This is a genomic window from Mycobacterium sp. MOTT36Y, from assembly GCF_000262165.1.
GTDB lineage: Bacteria > Actinomycetota > Actinomycetes > Mycobacteriales > Mycobacteriaceae > Mycobacterium > Mycobacterium intracellulare.
The window spans coordinates 1,161,078-1,175,464 of record NC_017904.1; the positions used below are offsets into that span (position 1 = coordinate 1,161,078).

Below are 14,387 nucleotides of genomic sequence, written 5' to 3' on the forward strand. Positions count from 1 at the left end.
TCAAACGTGGAAATTGCATTGACCGTATGAATCTGCCCGCCGGAAACCGCCGTGGCGTTACGCCCGCGAGGCCTCAGACCCCCGCGCGCACTTCCTGCGCGGCGGCGACCATGTTCTTCAGCGACGCGGTCACCTCGTCGGAGTTGCGGGTCTTCAGTCCGCAGTCCGGGTTGACCCAAAGCCGTTCGGCCGGAACGGCTCGCAGCGCCGCGCGCAGCGACTCCGCCATCTCCTCGGTGCTCGGCACCCGGGGCGAGTGGATGTCGTAGACGCCCGGTCCGACGCTGTTGGAGAAGCCGATCGCGTTGAGGTCGTCGAGCACCTCCATGTGTGAGCGTGCCGCCTCGATCGACGTCACGTCGGCATCCAGATCGGCGATCGCGCCGATCACATCACCGAATTCCGAGTAGCACAGGTGGGTGTGGATCTGCGTGGAGTCCGCGACACCCGACGTGGCCAACCGGAAAGCCCCTACGGCCCAACGCAAGTAGTCGTCCTGGTCGACGCGACGCAGCGGCAGCAGCTCACGCAGCGCCGGCTCGTCGACCTGGATCACCGCGATACCGGCGGACTGCAGGTCCACGGTCTCGTCGCGAATCGCGAGCGCCACCTGGTTGGCGGTGTCGGCCAGCGGCTGGTCGTCGCGCACGAACGACCACGCCAGGATCGTGACCGGACCCGTCAGCATGCCCTTCACCGGCTTGTCTGTCAGCGACTGCGCGTACTTGGCCCACTCCACCGTCATCGGGTGCTGGCGGATCACGTCGCCGTAGAGGATCGGCGGGCGCACGCAGCGGCTGCCGTAGGACTGCACCCAGCCGTTCTTGGTGGCGAAAAAGCCCTCCAGCTGCTCGGCGAAGTACTGCACCATGTCGTTGCGCTCGGGCTCGCCGTGCACCAGCACGTCGATCCCGAGGTTCTCCTGCAGCTTGATGACGTCGGCGATCTCCTGCTTCATCCGCTTTTCGTACTCGGCCGCGTCGATCTCGCCGGCGACCAGCGCCGCGCGGGCCTTGCGGATCTGAGCGGTCTGCGGAAACGATCCGATCGTCGTCGTCGGCAGCGGCGGCAGCTGCAGCCGCTCGTCCTGGCTGGCCCGGCGCCTCGCCGCGTCACCGCGGTGTGTGCCGGAGGCCACGATCGAGTCGATGCGGGCACGGATGCGGTCGTTGTGCAGGCGCGGATCGCTCTTGCGGGAGGCCACCGCGGCGTTCGACGCCGCGATCTCGTCGGCGACCGCCTCGCGCCCCTCGCGCAGTGCGCGGGCGAGCGCCACCACCTCGCCGACCTTCTCCTGTCCGAAGGCCAGCCAGCTGCGCAGCGCCTCGTCGAGTCCGGTTTCCGGCTCCAACGAATACGGGACGTGCAGCGTCGAGCAGGACGTCGAGACGGCAACCGCGGCAGCCGAACCCAGCAGGCTCGCCAGTTTGTCCAGCGCCGCCTGCAGGTCGGTGCGCCAGATGTTGCGTCCGTCGACGACGCCGGCCACCAGTACCTTGTCGGCTAGTTCGGGTACCGCAGCGACGGCCGTGTCGGGACCGTAGACCAGATCGACGCCGATCGCCTCGACGGGCGTGCGGGCCAGACCGGCCAACGCCGCGCCGGGGTCGCCGAAGTAGGTGGCGACGTAGATCGACGGCCGGTTGCTCACCGCGCCGAGCTTGTTGTAGACGGCCTCGGCCAACGCGGGCGCGTCGGGGGAGGCGTCGGTCACCAGCGCCGGCTCGTCGAGCTGCACCCACTGCGCGCCGTTGTCGGCGAGCAGCGACAGCAGTTCGGAATAGATTCCCACCAGTTCCTCGAGTCGTTCGATGGGTGCGCCCGCGCCGTCGATGCCTTTGCTGAGCAGCAGGAAGGTGATCGGCCCGATGACGACCGGCCGCGCGGGAATGCCCTGTGCCAAAGCCTCTTTCAGCTCCGAGAGCACCTTGTCGGGGTTCAGCGCGAACTTCGTGGTGGGGGCGATCTCGGGAACGATGTAGTGGTAGTTGGTGTCGAACCACTTGGTCATTTCCAGCGGCGCGACGTCGGAATTGCCGCGCGCGGCGGCGAAGTAGCGGTCGAGGTCGTCGGAGACCTGCGTGGCCCGGGCCGGCAGCGCGTCGAGCATCACCGCGGTGTCCAGCATCTGGTCGTAGTAGGAGAAGGTGTTCACGGGCACCGAGTCCAGGCCCGCGGCCGCCAGGCTCGCCCAGGTGTCGCGGCGCAGTGTCGCGGCGACGGATTCCAGTTCCGATCTGCTGGTGCGGCCGGCCCAGTAGCCCTCGGTGGCGCGCTTGAGTTCGCGTTTCGGGCCGATGCGCGGCGAGCCGGTAACCGTGGCGGTGAATGGTTGAGTGGTCACGTTTTTCGTCCTTTTATCAACGGTCTGGTCACCGCCGGCGGACGCGAGGCCGAACCGTCTCGCGGTGCGTGCCCGATTTTCTTTCAGGCACTTACCACTAACGGTTACGGTCAAACGCCCATTCCACGAGGCGATGAGCCCGCCGGACGCGGCGCGTCCGGCACAGCTGGCAGGTCTTCGGACTCGCAGGCGCGCACCGGGGGGTGCTCACGCCCGGCCGCTGAGGAGCCGGGCAGTTCCTAATGGCCGTCGCTTCCCAGTCTTTTCGCCAGACCAGTGCTCGTGACGGCGGTCGTTCCTGCATACCGCTGCGGGACAGTCCCGGACTCCCACCGGGTTCCCTCTTGCGAAGCATGTCTAACATGTCTCGCTCGATGCCGACGCCGCGTTGTGCGGTGACGGCAGACCAGCTGCGTAGCGCAGCTTACTCCGCTGGTGACAGGGTCAGCGAGCCAGTGCCTGGGCGATCGGGACGTCGCCGTTGTTGAACTCGATGGTGCGACCGATCGTGGAGTCGTCCGCCAGCGCGGCGGCGGCCACCTGCGCGACGTCGGCGCGCGAAACCGAGCCCTTGCCCTTGTCCAGCGCGATGCGCCCGGTCGCCGGCTCGAGGGTGAGCCGGCCCGGCCCAGGACCGTCCAGTCCAAGTCGCTGGCGCGCAGGTGGGCGTCCGCGGCCGCCTTGGCCTCCGCGTAGGCGAAGAACGGGTCGTCTTGTGGCACACCATGATCCGGGCCGGCGCCGAAGTAGGACACCATCACGAACCGCGTGACGCCCGCCTGGGCCGCGGCGTCGATCACCCGGATGGCCGCGTCGCGGTCGACGGCATAGGTCCGTGCCGGGTTGCCGCCGCCGGCCCCGGCGGAGAACACCACCGCGTCATGCCCGGCCAGCAGGCCGGCCAGGGCGTCGGTGTCGAGCCGCTCGATGTCGGCCGTCACGGGTTTGGCGCCGGTGGCGGCGACATCGCTGGCGTGGTCCGGGTTGCGGAAGACCGAGCTCACATCGTCGCCGCGTTCGGTCAGGATCTGGGCCAGTTGCAGGGCGACCTTGCCGTGGCCGCCGATGAGGGCGATGCGAGCCATGCCCCCACGCTACTTCCCGCGAGTCTGGAACTCCCGACGCGAACGCCGGGTAGAGCGGTAGGCGGTTCGGTCTCGCGGGAGAAAGGTTAGAGCTTCACCTTGCCCATGATGATGTCGATGATCGGCTTGCCCGGCGCGTAGGCACCGGTCATCGAGGCCATGGTGTGGCCCGAGTCCACCAGCAGGGTGATCCCGCTGACGCCGCAGGCCGCCTCGCTGTTGAGGAAGGCCATCACGTCGCCCATCTGCTCGGGGGTGTGCACCTTGGAGCCGGTCTCGTCGCGGTAGTCCTGGGCGAAGGACAGCCACAGGTCGGCGTTGGCCTGGGCCAGCGGGGTGTCGGTCGGGCCGGGGCAGATCGCGTTGATGCGAATGCCCTTCTTCGCCAACGGGTAGCCCTGGGTCGCCACGTAGGTGTTGATCACCTTTTTGCTGGTGCCGTAGTGGTTGATCCCTTCGGCCTCGTGCGCCTGGCACCACGCCTCGGCCGCCGCGAAGTCCGGGGTGGCCAGGAATTCCAGCATCAGGTCCAGGTCGTTCTCCCAGCCCATGCCCGCGACCGAGGAGATGAAGCAGATGGCCGAGCCGTTGGGCAGTTGGTCCTTTTCCAGCAGGCGGTCGATCAGGTGGCGGTGGCCGATGAAGTTGATCTTCATCAGGTCGATCGTTCCGTCGGCGACGCCGGCGGCGGAGAACACCGCGTGGATGGGGCCGTCGACCTGCTCGAGGGCGGAATCGATGGACGCGGGGTCGCGCAGGTCCACCTGGACGGACTGGGCGACCTTGTAGTCCACCGGCGCGTAGTCCATCACGATCACTTCGGCGCCCAGTTCGGCCGCTGACTTGGCCGCGGCGGCGCCCATGCCAGTCGCGCCGCCGACCACCAGAGCGCGCTTGCCGTCGTAGCGCAACCGATCGACAATGGTCATGGAAATCCCCTTCTCGGATAATGCCAACGCGGTTCTAACTGCTCAACTGTATGGGTAACAGTTATTTGGTTCAATACCGGGTCGGGTTATTGCGGTTTACTTGCCGCGCACGGCGACGCCGCGCAGCACGGTGTCGCGGGCGTGCACCAGTCCCGCGCGTTTGCCGACGTCTCGGAGGATGTTCTCCGGTATCCACTGCAGGCCGACCACGCAGCGTGCCAACATCGCGGTGGACGGCGCGTCGACGCCGATCTCCCCGGACCGGATCCCCTCGGAAAGCAGCGTTTTCATTTGCCGCAGCCGCGTGGCGTACAGCCAGCCCGGGTTGGGCGTGTCCGGGGGTGATTGACGCATCCAGGCGAGTTGGATCCTGAACTCGTCGGAAAACCGGTCGAGCGCGTTGACGTTGACCCAACTCAGCGCGTCCAGCTTTTCGATCGGGGTGGCATCCGAGCGCAGGACGTTGACCCAGCCCGCCTCCACCTTCTTGCCGAAGGACTCCATGATCGAGGCGAGCAGCTCGTCCTTGGATCCGATCACCCGGTACACGGTCCCGGTGCCAAGCCCGGCGGCCGACGCGATGTCCCTGATGGTGGTGACCTCATAACCCCTGCGTCCGAATTCCGTTCGCGCCACCGCACGCACGAGTGCCGCCTTGTCGCTGGGGTCGGCGTCGCTGTCGTCGGACCAGGTGGCGATGACGTCGTCGGCGGCGGCGAAGGCCTTCGAGCGGTCCAGCGCGGCGTCGGCCGGGGAGCGAGTTGCCAACCCCTGCAGGATGATTCGGCACAGCAGGCCGGCCACCTGATCCCCGGGAGATTTGTGGCGCATGACGTCGAGGCCGACCTGCAGCATGGTTTGGCAGATGCGGTCGGCCAGCGTGGGCAGGTCGATGTCGGGTTTGATGTAGCCGCTCCAGCGGCCGGCGCGCAGCGTTTGCAGCATCGCCTCCTGAATCGCGACGGGCCGCTGCTGCGTCAGCTTGATCAGCTCAGGATCCGTGCTCGGCCCCTCGTAGAAGGACATTTGCAGGGCGGCGCGGTGTTCGACGGCGCAGTTGGCGATCGCCGCTCCGAGTTCGATGATCTGTTCGGCGACCGGACGGGAGTCCGGTTCGTCCAGCTTCGCCTGCGCGGACCGGCCGATCCGTTCCAGATCGTCTTGATAGCGCCGGATCAGCTCGACGAGGATCGCCTCTTTGGACTCGAAGTGGTGATACAGGCTGCCGGGAAGAATGCCTGCGGCATCGGCGATTTCCTGTAGCGAGGTCCGCAATCCGGAGGACGCGATCAGTGATGCCGCCGTGGCAAGGATCTCGGCGCGGCGCGTCGGGGAATCGGTGGTTCCGCCGGACCGCAGTGACTCGGCTTTCGCCATGATCAGCGGTGTGGGAGCCGGGACGAGTGCGGGGTGGCGAGCATGCGCATTCGTCCTCTCGTGCCGAACCAAATCTTTGTTAGAGGCTATCAGACGGGCCCCGATGAATGCGCTGCACAAGCGGCGAAAACCCCATTCTAGAGCGCCGGGCCATCCCAGCGGTCGCGCGCGACCACGTCCTCGACCGGGCGCCGCGGGGCCGGCCGGAAGGTGCGGCCCGCGCGCAGGCGGCCCACCGGCAGCAGGCAGCCCTGAACGTAGGTTTGCGGAATCCCGAGCAACTTTCGGACTTCCTCCTCGTGGTGCAGGTGCAGGGTCGTGATGCAGGTGCCGTATCCGCGGGTGTGCAGGGCCAGCTGAAAATTCCACACCGGCGGGAAGATCGAACCGTACAGCGTTGCCAGGTGGAACGATTCGTCACCATCGATGCGCGGCACGTAGGCCTCATAGCAGGGGATCACCAGCAGCGGCACGCGCGCCATGTTCTCCACGAGCCACTCCGTGGACGACATGACCCGGCTCTCGGGTGTTCCCGCCGGCATGAGATCGGCAAGCAGCTGCCCGCCGACCCGCCGCAGGTAGGCCTCGCGATACAGCTCGGCGATCTTGGCGCGCAGCGCCGGGTCGGCGATCACCAGCCAGCGCCATGACTGCGCGTTGGACCCGTTCGCGGCCTGAAGGCCGATCCGCAGGCACTCGCGGATGTCGCCGAGATCGACGTCGGCGTCCAGGTCGAGCGACTTTCGCGCCGACGGGGTTGCGGTGAGCAGATAGTCGATCTCCATCAGTGACGTCCTCTCTTCGCAAGGCGCGCACCGATTTCGGTGAGGTACCGGTCGGGCCCGCCAAGAAACGCGCTCCAGCCCAGCAAGCGCTTGAGATAGAGGTGAGCGTCGTGTTCCCAGGTGTAGCCGATCCCGCCGAACACCTGGATGGCGGTGTCGGCCACGGTCGCCAGCCGCCCGGCGAACGCCTTGGCCCGCAGCGCGGCAAGATGCCGCTCGCCGCCGTCGGCGCCGGGGTGCGTGTCGCTGGCCCACAGGGCGTGGATCACCCCGCTGCGGGCCAGCTCGACGGTCTCGTACATGTCGACGCACAGGTGCTGGATCGCCTGGAACGAGCCGATCGGTTGACCGAATTGCGTTCGGGCTTTTGCGTATCCGACGGCGAGGTCCATGACTGCGCGCGCGGCGCCGAGCGCGTCGGCGGCGGACGCGATCAGCACGTCGTCGATCACCGCGGCGATCTGGTGCGCAGACACCGGGGCCAGGCGCCGGGCGGGGGCGGCGTCGAACGAGACGCGAAACTGCTTGCGGGTCGGGTCGATGCCGGGCTGGGCCGCAATTGACACCCCGGGCGAGCCGTTTCGCACCGCGAAAAGCCCGGTGTCGCCGGCAGCGTCGGCGAGCACGAGCAGCTCGTCGGCGGCGGCGGCATCGGGTACGCCGGTGGCCTCGCCGCGGAGGGCCACACCGTCGTCGCGGCGGCTGGCGGTGACGGACGCGTTGCCGAGGTCCAGGAAGCAGACGGCGGTGATCGTGGTGCCGTCCGCGATACCGCGCAGCAGTTCTGCGGCGGTGTCGTTGGCGCCCAACAGGTTCAGCGCCCGTGGGGCGGCCACCGCGGTCGACAACCACGGTCCCGGATGCAGTGCGGCCCCCAGCTCTTCGGCGACGATGCCGGCCTCGACCATCGTCATGCCGGAGCCGCCGCAGTCCTCCGGCACCAGCAGACCGGTGACGCCGAGACCGGCCAGGCCGCGCCACACCGACTCATCGGTGCCGGTCGGGTCGTCGAGTAGCGGGCGCACGTGGTCGGAGACGGAGGCCTTTTCGGCGAGGAAGTGCCGCGTGGTGTCGCGCAGCGCTGCCTGCTCGTCGCTGAGTTCGAGGTTCATTTTCGCGGCAGCCCCAGTACCCGTTGGGCGGTGATGTTCTTGTTGATCTGGCTGGTGCCGCCCGCGATGGTCAGCGCGCGCGACGTCAGGCGGTAGTCCCCCCACGGGGCACCGGCGTCGCGGCCGCCCAGTGTGTCATAGGCCAGGGCGGCCAGGTCCTGTCCGATCTCGCCCCACACGGTCTTGGCGAGGCTGGCCGACCCCAATGCTGTTTTTTCCGAACCGCCGTGCATCGTGGCCGAGATCGATCGTTGACACAGGACTTCGAGATACTTGATGCGGACGGCGATTTCGCCGAGGCGCCGCAGTGTGACCGGGTCGTCCAGCGCGCCGGTGTCCGCCGCGGCGAGATCGTCCACCAGCTCTTCGAGCCGCACCTGCATTTCGGCGTACAACCGGGCGGCCCCGGCACGCTCGTGGCTGAGCGTGGTGGTGGCCACCTGCCAGCCCGCGTTGAGTGGCCCGAGCAAGGCGTCCGCCGGCACCCGCACGTCGTGAAAGAACACCTCGGCGAAGTCGGCGTCGCCGTTGAGCGTGACCAGCGGGCGTGCCTCGATGCCGGGCAGGGTCATGTCGACGATCAGGCAGGAGATCCCCTTGTGCTTGGGAGCGTCGGCATCGGTGCGCACGTAGAGCTGGCACCAGTCGGCCCGATGTCCCAGCGACGTCCAGATCTTCTGGCCGTTGACGATGAAGTCGTCGCCGTCACGCACGGCGCGGGTGCGCAACGCCGCGAGGTCCGAGCCCGCCTCGGGTTCCGACATGCCCTGACACCAGATGTCGTCGGCGCGCATCATGCGCGGGAGCAGGGTGCGCTTCTGGGACTCGGTGCCGTATTGCATGATCGCCGGCGCGATGTTGTTCAGCCCAATGACGTTGAGCGGCACGGGCGCTCGGGCGCGGGTGGTTTCCTCGGTGTAGACCAGTTGCTCGAGCACCGTCGCGCCGCGCCCGCCGTACTCACGCGGCCACGACACCGCGGCCCATCCCGCGTCGGCCATCGTCGCGTTCCACACGCGCAGCTTCTCGAACGCGGCGTCGTCGCGCCCGGTGGGCCGGCGCGCGGCCACCAGCTCGTCGGTCAGGTTTTCCGCCAGCCAGCCACGCAGCTCGAGGCGGAACCGTTCCACATCCGCCGGGTATGAAAAGTCCACGTTGCCTTTTTCTTTGGCCTCTTATGCGTCCCTTGCGACCAAGCCGGACTCTACGGTTGAGCCGATGCTTGGTCAATGACGACGTCCGGCGCGCGCGACGCGGCCAGCGGGCGATCGTAGGAGGCATCGCTCGCGTCGTGGCGGGGCGTGCGCGCACCCGGGACCATCGCGATGGCTGCGTCGGTGAGCAGCGACTGCGATTCGTCGATGAACTCCACCAGACAGACCCGATCGACGATGGCCCACCGCCCGTCGCGCCGCTGCAGCCGGTCGACATAACGACCGCCGGAGACCGTCATGTGGTTTGCCGGTTCGCGGTCGGTCCCGACGAACAGGTAGTAGGTCTCGGCGTGGGCTTCGTCGCCGTCGATGTCGGCGGTGTGGTTGAGCAGATAGTGCTGGTACCGCGTCTGGCTACCGTGATAGGCCAGCGCCCAGTCGATGAAATCGTCCACCTCGCCCACGAATCCGACGTGGTCGTCGACGGCGCCGTCGTGGTAGGCCGACCGCAGCAGCCCACGATCCTGCCGGTCGATCCCGCGGGCGTAGCGCTGCATGCAGTCGTAGATCGCCGCGCGGTCGGCCAGCCACCGGACCTGTTGGCGCAATTCGTCCTCCACGATCAGCTCCCGTGCTGTTGGGGTGCGGGGAATTCGATGTCGGTCCCGCCCGGCATCGGGCTGACGCCGCGCCGCTCGCACACTTCGAGCACCTCGTCGACGATCGAGGCGGGCACGCTGAACTTCTCCGTCGACGAGATCTGCGCGAGATGTTGCTCGATGTCCTCGGCGGTGGGGCGGCCGCCGGCGTCGGCGAGCCATCCCTCGGCAAGGCCGACGAACACCCGCGCGTAGCGGCCGGCGGAGGCCGAGTAGTTGCGGTGGGTGAAGGTGCAGGCGGTGCTGGCGAGAAACGTCACCAGGGGCACGACGAGTTCGGGCCTGATGGCCTGCATGAAGCCGGATTCGGCGAGGAATTTCTCGTCGCCGACGGTTTCGGTGACCATGCGCGAGAAGCCGGTCGGCAGCACGGAATTGGCGAGGATCCCGTGCGCCTCGCCTTCGATCGCGATGACGTTCGTCAACCCCACCAGCCCGGCCTTGGCCGCGGCGTAGTGCGCCTCCATCGGCTGCCCGAAGAGCCCGGCGGACGACGAGATGAACACGAAGCGGCCGCCCCTGTTCTTCTTCATCACGCGATACGCGGGCTGGGACAGATGAAAGCCGCCGTCGAGATGCACGCGCAGCATGCGCGTCCAGTCGTCGTGCGACAGATCCTCAAAGGGCACGCTGCCGAAGATGCCGGCGTTGCTGATCACCGCGTCCAGGCGCCCGAAGGCATCCACGGCCGCGTCGACGATCGCCTGGCCGCCGGCGGGGGTGTCCACGGAATCGTACGAGGCGATCGCCCGGCCCCCCGCTGTCGTGATCTCGTCGACCACCTCGTCGGCCACGCTCGAGTCTGCGGCTTCGTGTGCAAGGCCGCGCATTCCGCCGCCCAGGTCGTTGACCACCACCGCGGCGCCGCGGCGGGCCAGGTCGAGCGCGTACAGCCGACCGAGCCCGCGGCCGGCGCCGGTGACCACCGCTACCTGGCCGGTGAAGTCAATCATGATGTGCTCCCGACTAACTCGTGTCCGCGCGCGTGACGCGATTGACTGCGCCCACGGCGGACTTTACGGTGGAACAGATATTTGGTCAACGATCGGTTCGGAGGTCGGGCGTGGCGGACGACGGGCGTGGCGACCGGGTGCACGGGCTCGGCATGCTCGCCTCGGCGCTGGCGGGGCGGGCGGTGGCCGTCGCCGAATTGCAGCCGGGTGAATCGCCGTGGACGGACGGCCAGACGATCTACGTCGACCCGGTCGCGCCAGACCGCGCGCGGCTCGCATCGGTTGCGGTGCAGGCCTCGATGATCGCGGCCGGCAGTCTGGATCCCGACGTGGTGCGGCCCCTGGTACGCCACCCGCGACTGGCCAGACGCTATCTGGCGGTGGAGGGTCATCGCGCACTGATGAGTAACGCCGACGTGCTGCCGGGCGTCCTGGCGTCGGTAGGTGATCGCGGCGTCGCCGGCCGCAGTGACTCGCCCGCCGCGTCGCTGCGCATCGCCTCCGCGCGGGGAGCCATTCAGGACCCGGCACCGGAATTCGGCGTGATCCGTGCGGGGAAGGTGGTGGCGGCCTCAAGGGTGGCCACGCAACAGAATCAGGCTGAGCCCCAACACGTTCCGCGAAGTTCGCGCAGCCAGAAGCCGGAACTCGAGGAGCTCGACGACGGTGAGGTCGACGATTCCGACGACCCGGACTTGTTCACCAGCCCGGTGGGCGGGGGCGGCTTCATCGGCAAATGGCTGAAAAAGATGCTCTCCTCGGCGCGCAAGACCGGGAGCGGCGGGGGTCCGCCCGGCGCGGACAGCCCGACGCATCGCACCAACTCCACCAAGCGCGGCGCCTACGCCGTGGCGTCGCTGGCCTCGGCCCCCGGCGACGAGGGGAACGAGCAGGACCCCGTCGCGGACGGCGTGCGGTATCCGGAATGGGATGTGGCGCGCAAGAGCTACCGGCACGCGTGGTGCACCGTGCGTGAGGTCGAGCCGACGATCAAAGCGTCCGCGACACAGGCCATCGACGACGCAATCGGTGTGCGCCGGCCACTTTCGCGGCTCGGCATGGGGTTGCACCGCCGGCACCGGCAGTCGCAAGGCGACGACATCGACATCGATGCCGCCGTCGAAGCCCGGGTCGAAGTGCGGGCCGGCGCGGTGCCCGACGAGGCGGTGTACCTGGACAGCCTGCGGCGCCGGCGTGACCTGTCGGTGCTGCTGCTGCTCGACGTGTCGGGGTCGGCGGGCGAACCGGGAACGGTCGGGCGGACGGTCCACGAGCAACAGCGCGCCGCGGTCGCCAACCTCACCGTGGCCCTGCACGACCTGGGCGACCGCGTCTCGCTCTACGCCTACTACTCGCAGGGCCGGCGGGCGGTGAGCATGGTGCCCGTGAAGCGGTTCGACGACCAGCTGAACGCCCTGGTTCTCCGGCGGCTCAACGGCCTGGAACCCGGCGCGTACTCGCGGCTCGGCGCGGCGATCCGGCACGGTTCGGCGGTCCTGGAGGGTCGCGGGGGGACGTCGCGCCGGCTGCTGGTGGTGGTGTCCGACGGCCTCGCCTACGACCACGGATACGAGCGCGCCTACGGCGCCGCGGACGCGCGCCGTGCGCTGACCGAGGCGCGCCGGCGGGGGACCGGCTGCGTGTGCCTGACCGTCGGCGCGGGGACCGACGTGCCATCGCTGCGCCGGGTGTTCGGCAGCGCTGCGCACGCGACGATCGCGCGCCCCGATCAGCTGGCCGGTGTCGTCGGACCGTTGTTCCGGTCCGCGCTGCGCTCGGCCGAGGTGCGTCGCCGGGTGTCGGTGATGTCAAGTCCCAGAACACAGTTGGTGCGACAGCGCACCGGCGCCGCTAGCCACGACACTTGAAAACAAACATCTGTTCCGGTTAGGCTGCAATCGCCGGACGATCTGAAGGGAAGCTATGGCCAACGAGTCCGGGCTTGCGTACTTCAACCGCGGTCCGTCCGAGGGGGACGAAAAGGGAGAAGTGCGGCCCTATTACCAGGCGGTCGGCAGCGAAGAGGCCGTCTTCAAGGCGGCGTACCGCCAGGGCCTCTCGCTGGTCCTCAAGGGGCCGACGGGCTGCGGAAAGACGCGATTCGTCGAGGCGATGGCCTATGACCTGGGCCGGCCGCTGATCACCGTGGCCTGTCACGACGACCTGACGACCGCGGACCTGGTCGGCCGGTATCTGCTGCGCGGTGACGAGACCGTCTGGGTGGACGGCCCGCTGACCCGGGCCGTGCGTGAGGGTGCGATCTGCTACCTCGACGAGGTGGTGGAGGCCCGGCAGGACACCACCGTGGTGCTGCACCCGCTCGCCGACCATCGGCGACAGCTGCCCATCGAGCGACTCGGCGTCACACTGGACGCCGCCCCCGGATTCGGCCTGGTGGTGTCGTACAACCCCGGGTATCAGAGCGTACTCAAGGACCTCAAGGATTCGACACGCCAGCGCATGGTCGCGATCGAATTCGACTTCCCCGCAGCCGATGTCGAACAGGGGATCGTCGCGCACGAGGCCGGCGTGGACGCCGCCACCGCGGCCGAACTGGTCCGGTTCGGTCAGGCGATTCGCCGGCTGGAGACGGGCGGGCTGCGTGAGGTCGCGTCGACGCGCGTGCTGATCGCCGCGGGCCGGTTGGTGGCGGAGGGGCTGAGCATGAAAGAGGCGGCCCGGGCCGCCATCGCGGGGCCGCTCACCGACGACGTCGCGGTGGGCAAGGCCCTGGGCGAGATGATCGACATCTACCTCTGCGCGCCCGACGGACCCGATGATTGACGCTACCTACCGCCCCCGCTAGGGTCTGAACAAATATTAGGTTTTCGGTGTTGGGGCGCGCGCGAGTTCGTCACCCGGGAGGTCAGATGTCCTACGAAAGCAGCGCTGAGCCGATCAAGGTCGGCTACCTGATGGATTTCACGCTGCCACCGGGGTTTCCCGAGGATCTGTTCGCGTCGTTCACCCAGACCTTCGACCTCATCTTCGAGGAGGCCGTCGCCCAGGGCCTGATGGACCGTCCGGTGCAGATGATCTATCGCGAGGTCGAGGGCCTGCCCAAGGGTTCGGTCAAGGCGGTGATCGATGCCTACGGGGAACTGGTCGACGAGGGCTGCCTGGTGGTCTTCGGCCCCAACATCACCGACAACTGTGTGCCGTTGCGCGAAGCGATCGAGGAGCGGTTCAAGGTGCCCGCGATCAGCGTGACCGGCACCGACGACTGGCTAGGCGAGTGGACCTTCGCGTTCCCCCAGGGATCGATGACCGACGAACCCATCTTCCTGGCCGACCTGATCGCCAAACGCGGTCTCGCCGAGGTCGGCGTGCTGGTCGAGCAGAGCCTCATCGGGGAGAGCTACCTGAAGAACCTGCGAAGTGCCTGTCGGCGCAAGGGGATTCGGATCGTGGCGGAAGTCGCGATCGCCCAGACGGCCCAGGACATCAACGCTGCGGTGCAGACGCTGCACGAGGCGAAGGCCGAGGCGATCGTGCACCTGGGATTCGGATTCGGCATCGTCTTCATCAACCCGGCGCTCGAGGCCCTTAACTGGGACCCACCCCGTTTCACCACCACCGCGTGGCAGAACGCCTGGGTGAACCCGATCATGTGGAACGCGTTCATGGGCTGGATCGGTGTCGACCAATACGACGAGGCGAACCGGATCGGCCAGGAGTTCCTCGACAGCTACGCGAGGAAGTACAACGGCAGCCGCCCGGAGTTCTGCGTGACCGTGGTGAATCGCGACGTCGCCGCGACCCTGGTGCGCGCGTTCACCGACGCGCACCCGCTCAGCCCGCGCGGGGTCAAGGAGGCGCTGGAGCGGGTGAAGATGATGCCCGCCGCCTCCGGGGCGCCGGGAACCCGGGTCTCCTTCGGCAAGTGGACGCGGCGGGCGTGGATGGGCGCCGGGTATCTGGTGGCCCGGACGCTCGACGCCGACGGCGTCAACTCGCATCTGGTTGATCGCTTCGGCGAGGAAGGCTGA

Annotated in this window: 11 protein-coding genes, 1 pseudogene and 1 riboswitch; of the genes and pseudogenes, 3 read left to right on the plus strand and 9 right to left on the minus strand. The window is 68.3% G+C overall.

The features are described 5' to 3' along the window. Window positions 1-73 precede the first annotated feature (73 nt). The 9 genes and pseudogenes from metE to W7S_RS05770 all read right to left on the minus strand — a co-directional run bounded on the left by metE (window position 74) and on the right by W7S_RS05770 (window position 10,398). Window positions 74-2,344: a 5-methyltetrahydropteroyltriglutamate--homocysteine S-methyltransferase gene (gene metE / locus W7S_RS05730; RefSeq protein WP_008254423.1), complete on the minus strand. Its 2,271-nt coding sequence runs from the start codon at window positions 2,342-2,344 to the stop codon at window positions 74-76. Between the two features lie 150 nt (window positions 2,345-2,494). Further along, window positions 2,495-2,741: riboswitch (cobalamin riboswitch) on the minus strand. A 47-nt stretch (window positions 2,742-2,788) separates the two neighbouring features. After that, window positions 2,789-3,429: pseudogene (locus tag W7S_RS05735) on the minus strand (SDR family oxidoreductase). Between the two features lie 86 nt (window positions 3,430-3,515). Continuing rightward, complete coding sequence (locus W7S_RS05740) at window positions 3,516-4,358, minus strand: SDR family oxidoreductase (RefSeq protein WP_008254428.1); 843 nt, start codon at window positions 4,356-4,358, stop codon at window positions 3,516-3,518. Between the two features lie 96 nt (window positions 4,359-4,454). Continuing rightward, the gene (locus W7S_RS05745) at window positions 4,455-5,735 is read right to left on the minus strand and encodes a TetR/AcrR family transcriptional regulator (protein WP_008254431.1); all 1,281 of its coding nucleotides are present in this window, start codon (window positions 5,733-5,735) and stop codon (window positions 4,455-4,457) included. Window positions 5,736-5,872: 137 nt separating this feature from the next. Further along, window positions 5,873-6,520: a nitroreductase family protein gene (locus W7S_RS05750; protein WP_008254433.1), complete on the minus strand. Its 648-nt coding sequence runs from the start codon at window positions 6,518-6,520 to the stop codon at window positions 5,873-5,875. After that, on the minus strand, window positions 6,520-7,632 hold the full coding sequence (locus W7S_RS05755) for an acyl-CoA dehydrogenase family protein (RefSeq protein WP_008254435.1): 1,113 nt from the start codon (window positions 7,630-7,632) through the stop codon (window positions 6,520-6,522). Before W7S_RS05755 ends, W7S_RS05750 begins: the two co-directional genes overlap by 1 nt. After that, window positions 7,629-8,786: an acyl-CoA dehydrogenase family protein gene (locus W7S_RS05760; RefSeq protein WP_008254436.1), complete on the minus strand. Its 1,158-nt coding sequence runs from the start codon at window positions 8,784-8,786 to the stop codon at window positions 7,629-7,631. Before W7S_RS05760 ends, W7S_RS05755 begins: the two co-directional genes overlap by 4 nt. A gap of 50 nt (window positions 8,787-8,836) precedes the next feature. Further along, the gene (locus W7S_RS05765; RefSeq protein ID WP_008254437.1) at window positions 8,837-9,406 is read right to left on the minus strand and encodes a nuclear transport factor 2 family protein; all 570 of its coding nucleotides are present in this window, start codon (window positions 9,404-9,406) and stop codon (window positions 8,837-8,839) included. Between the two features lie 2 nt (window positions 9,407-9,408). Then, window positions 9,409-10,398 carry an SDR family NAD(P)-dependent oxidoreductase gene (locus W7S_RS05770; RefSeq protein ID WP_008254438.1) on the minus strand — a complete coding sequence of 330 codons (990 nt, stop codon included), beginning with the start codon at window positions 10,396-10,398 and terminating at the stop codon, window positions 9,409-9,411. A 152-nt stretch (window positions 10,399-10,550) separates the two neighbouring features. Between W7S_RS05770 and W7S_RS05775 the strand changes: the two genes are divergently transcribed. The 3 genes from W7S_RS05775 to W7S_RS05785 all read left to right on the plus strand — a co-directional run bounded on the left by W7S_RS05775 (window position 10,551) and on the right by W7S_RS05785 (window position 14,387). Next, window positions 10,551-12,266, plus strand: coding sequence for a nitric oxide reductase activation protein NorD (locus W7S_RS05775; RefSeq protein WP_231504877.1), 1,716 nt, complete (start codon window positions 10,551-10,553; stop codon window positions 12,264-12,266). A 55-nt stretch (window positions 12,267-12,321) separates the two neighbouring features. After that, window positions 12,322-13,182: a CbbQ/NirQ/NorQ/GpvN family protein gene (locus tag W7S_RS05780; protein ID WP_008254440.1), complete on the plus strand. Its 861-nt coding sequence runs from the start codon at window positions 12,322-12,324 to the stop codon at window positions 13,180-13,182. An 86-nt stretch (window positions 13,183-13,268) separates the two neighbouring features. Beyond that, a complete protein-coding gene (locus W7S_RS05785; protein WP_008254441.1) occupies window positions 13,269-14,387 on the plus strand; it encodes an ABC transporter substrate-binding protein in 1,119 nt (372 codons plus the stop codon).

What these genes read in the sequence shown, in the direction of transcription:
- W7S_RS05740 (WP_008254428.1), bottom strand. Translation starts at nt 4,358, where the DNA reads ATGACCATTGTCGATCGGTTGCGCTACGACGGCAAGCGCGCTCTGGTG.
- W7S_RS05745 (WP_008254431.1), bottom strand. Translation starts at nt 5,735, where the DNA reads ATGGCGAAAGCCGAGTCACTGCGGTCCGGCGGAACCACCGATTCCCCG.
- W7S_RS05750 (WP_008254433.1), bottom strand. Translation starts at nt 6,520, where the DNA reads ATGGAGATCGACTATCTGCTCACCGCAACCCCGTCGGCGCGAAAGTCG.
- W7S_RS05755 (WP_008254435.1), bottom strand. Translation starts at nt 7,632, where the DNA reads ATGAACCTCGAACTCAGCGACGAGCAGGCAGCGCTGCGCGACACCACG.
- W7S_RS05770 (WP_008254438.1), bottom strand. Translation starts at nt 10,398, where the DNA reads ATGATTGACTTCACCGGCCAGGTAGCGGTGGTCACCGGCGCCGGCCGC.
- W7S_RS05775 (WP_231504877.1), top strand. Translation starts at nt 10,551, where the DNA reads ATGCTCGCCTCGGCGCTGGCGGGGCGGGCGGTGGCCGTCGCCGAATTG.
- W7S_RS05780 (WP_008254440.1), top strand. Translation starts at nt 12,322, where the DNA reads ATGGCCAACGAGTCCGGGCTTGCGTACTTCAACCGCGGTCCGTCCGAG.
- W7S_RS05785 (WP_008254441.1), top strand. Translation starts at nt 13,269, where the DNA reads ATGTCCTACGAAAGCAGCGCTGAGCCGATCAAGGTCGGCTACCTGATG.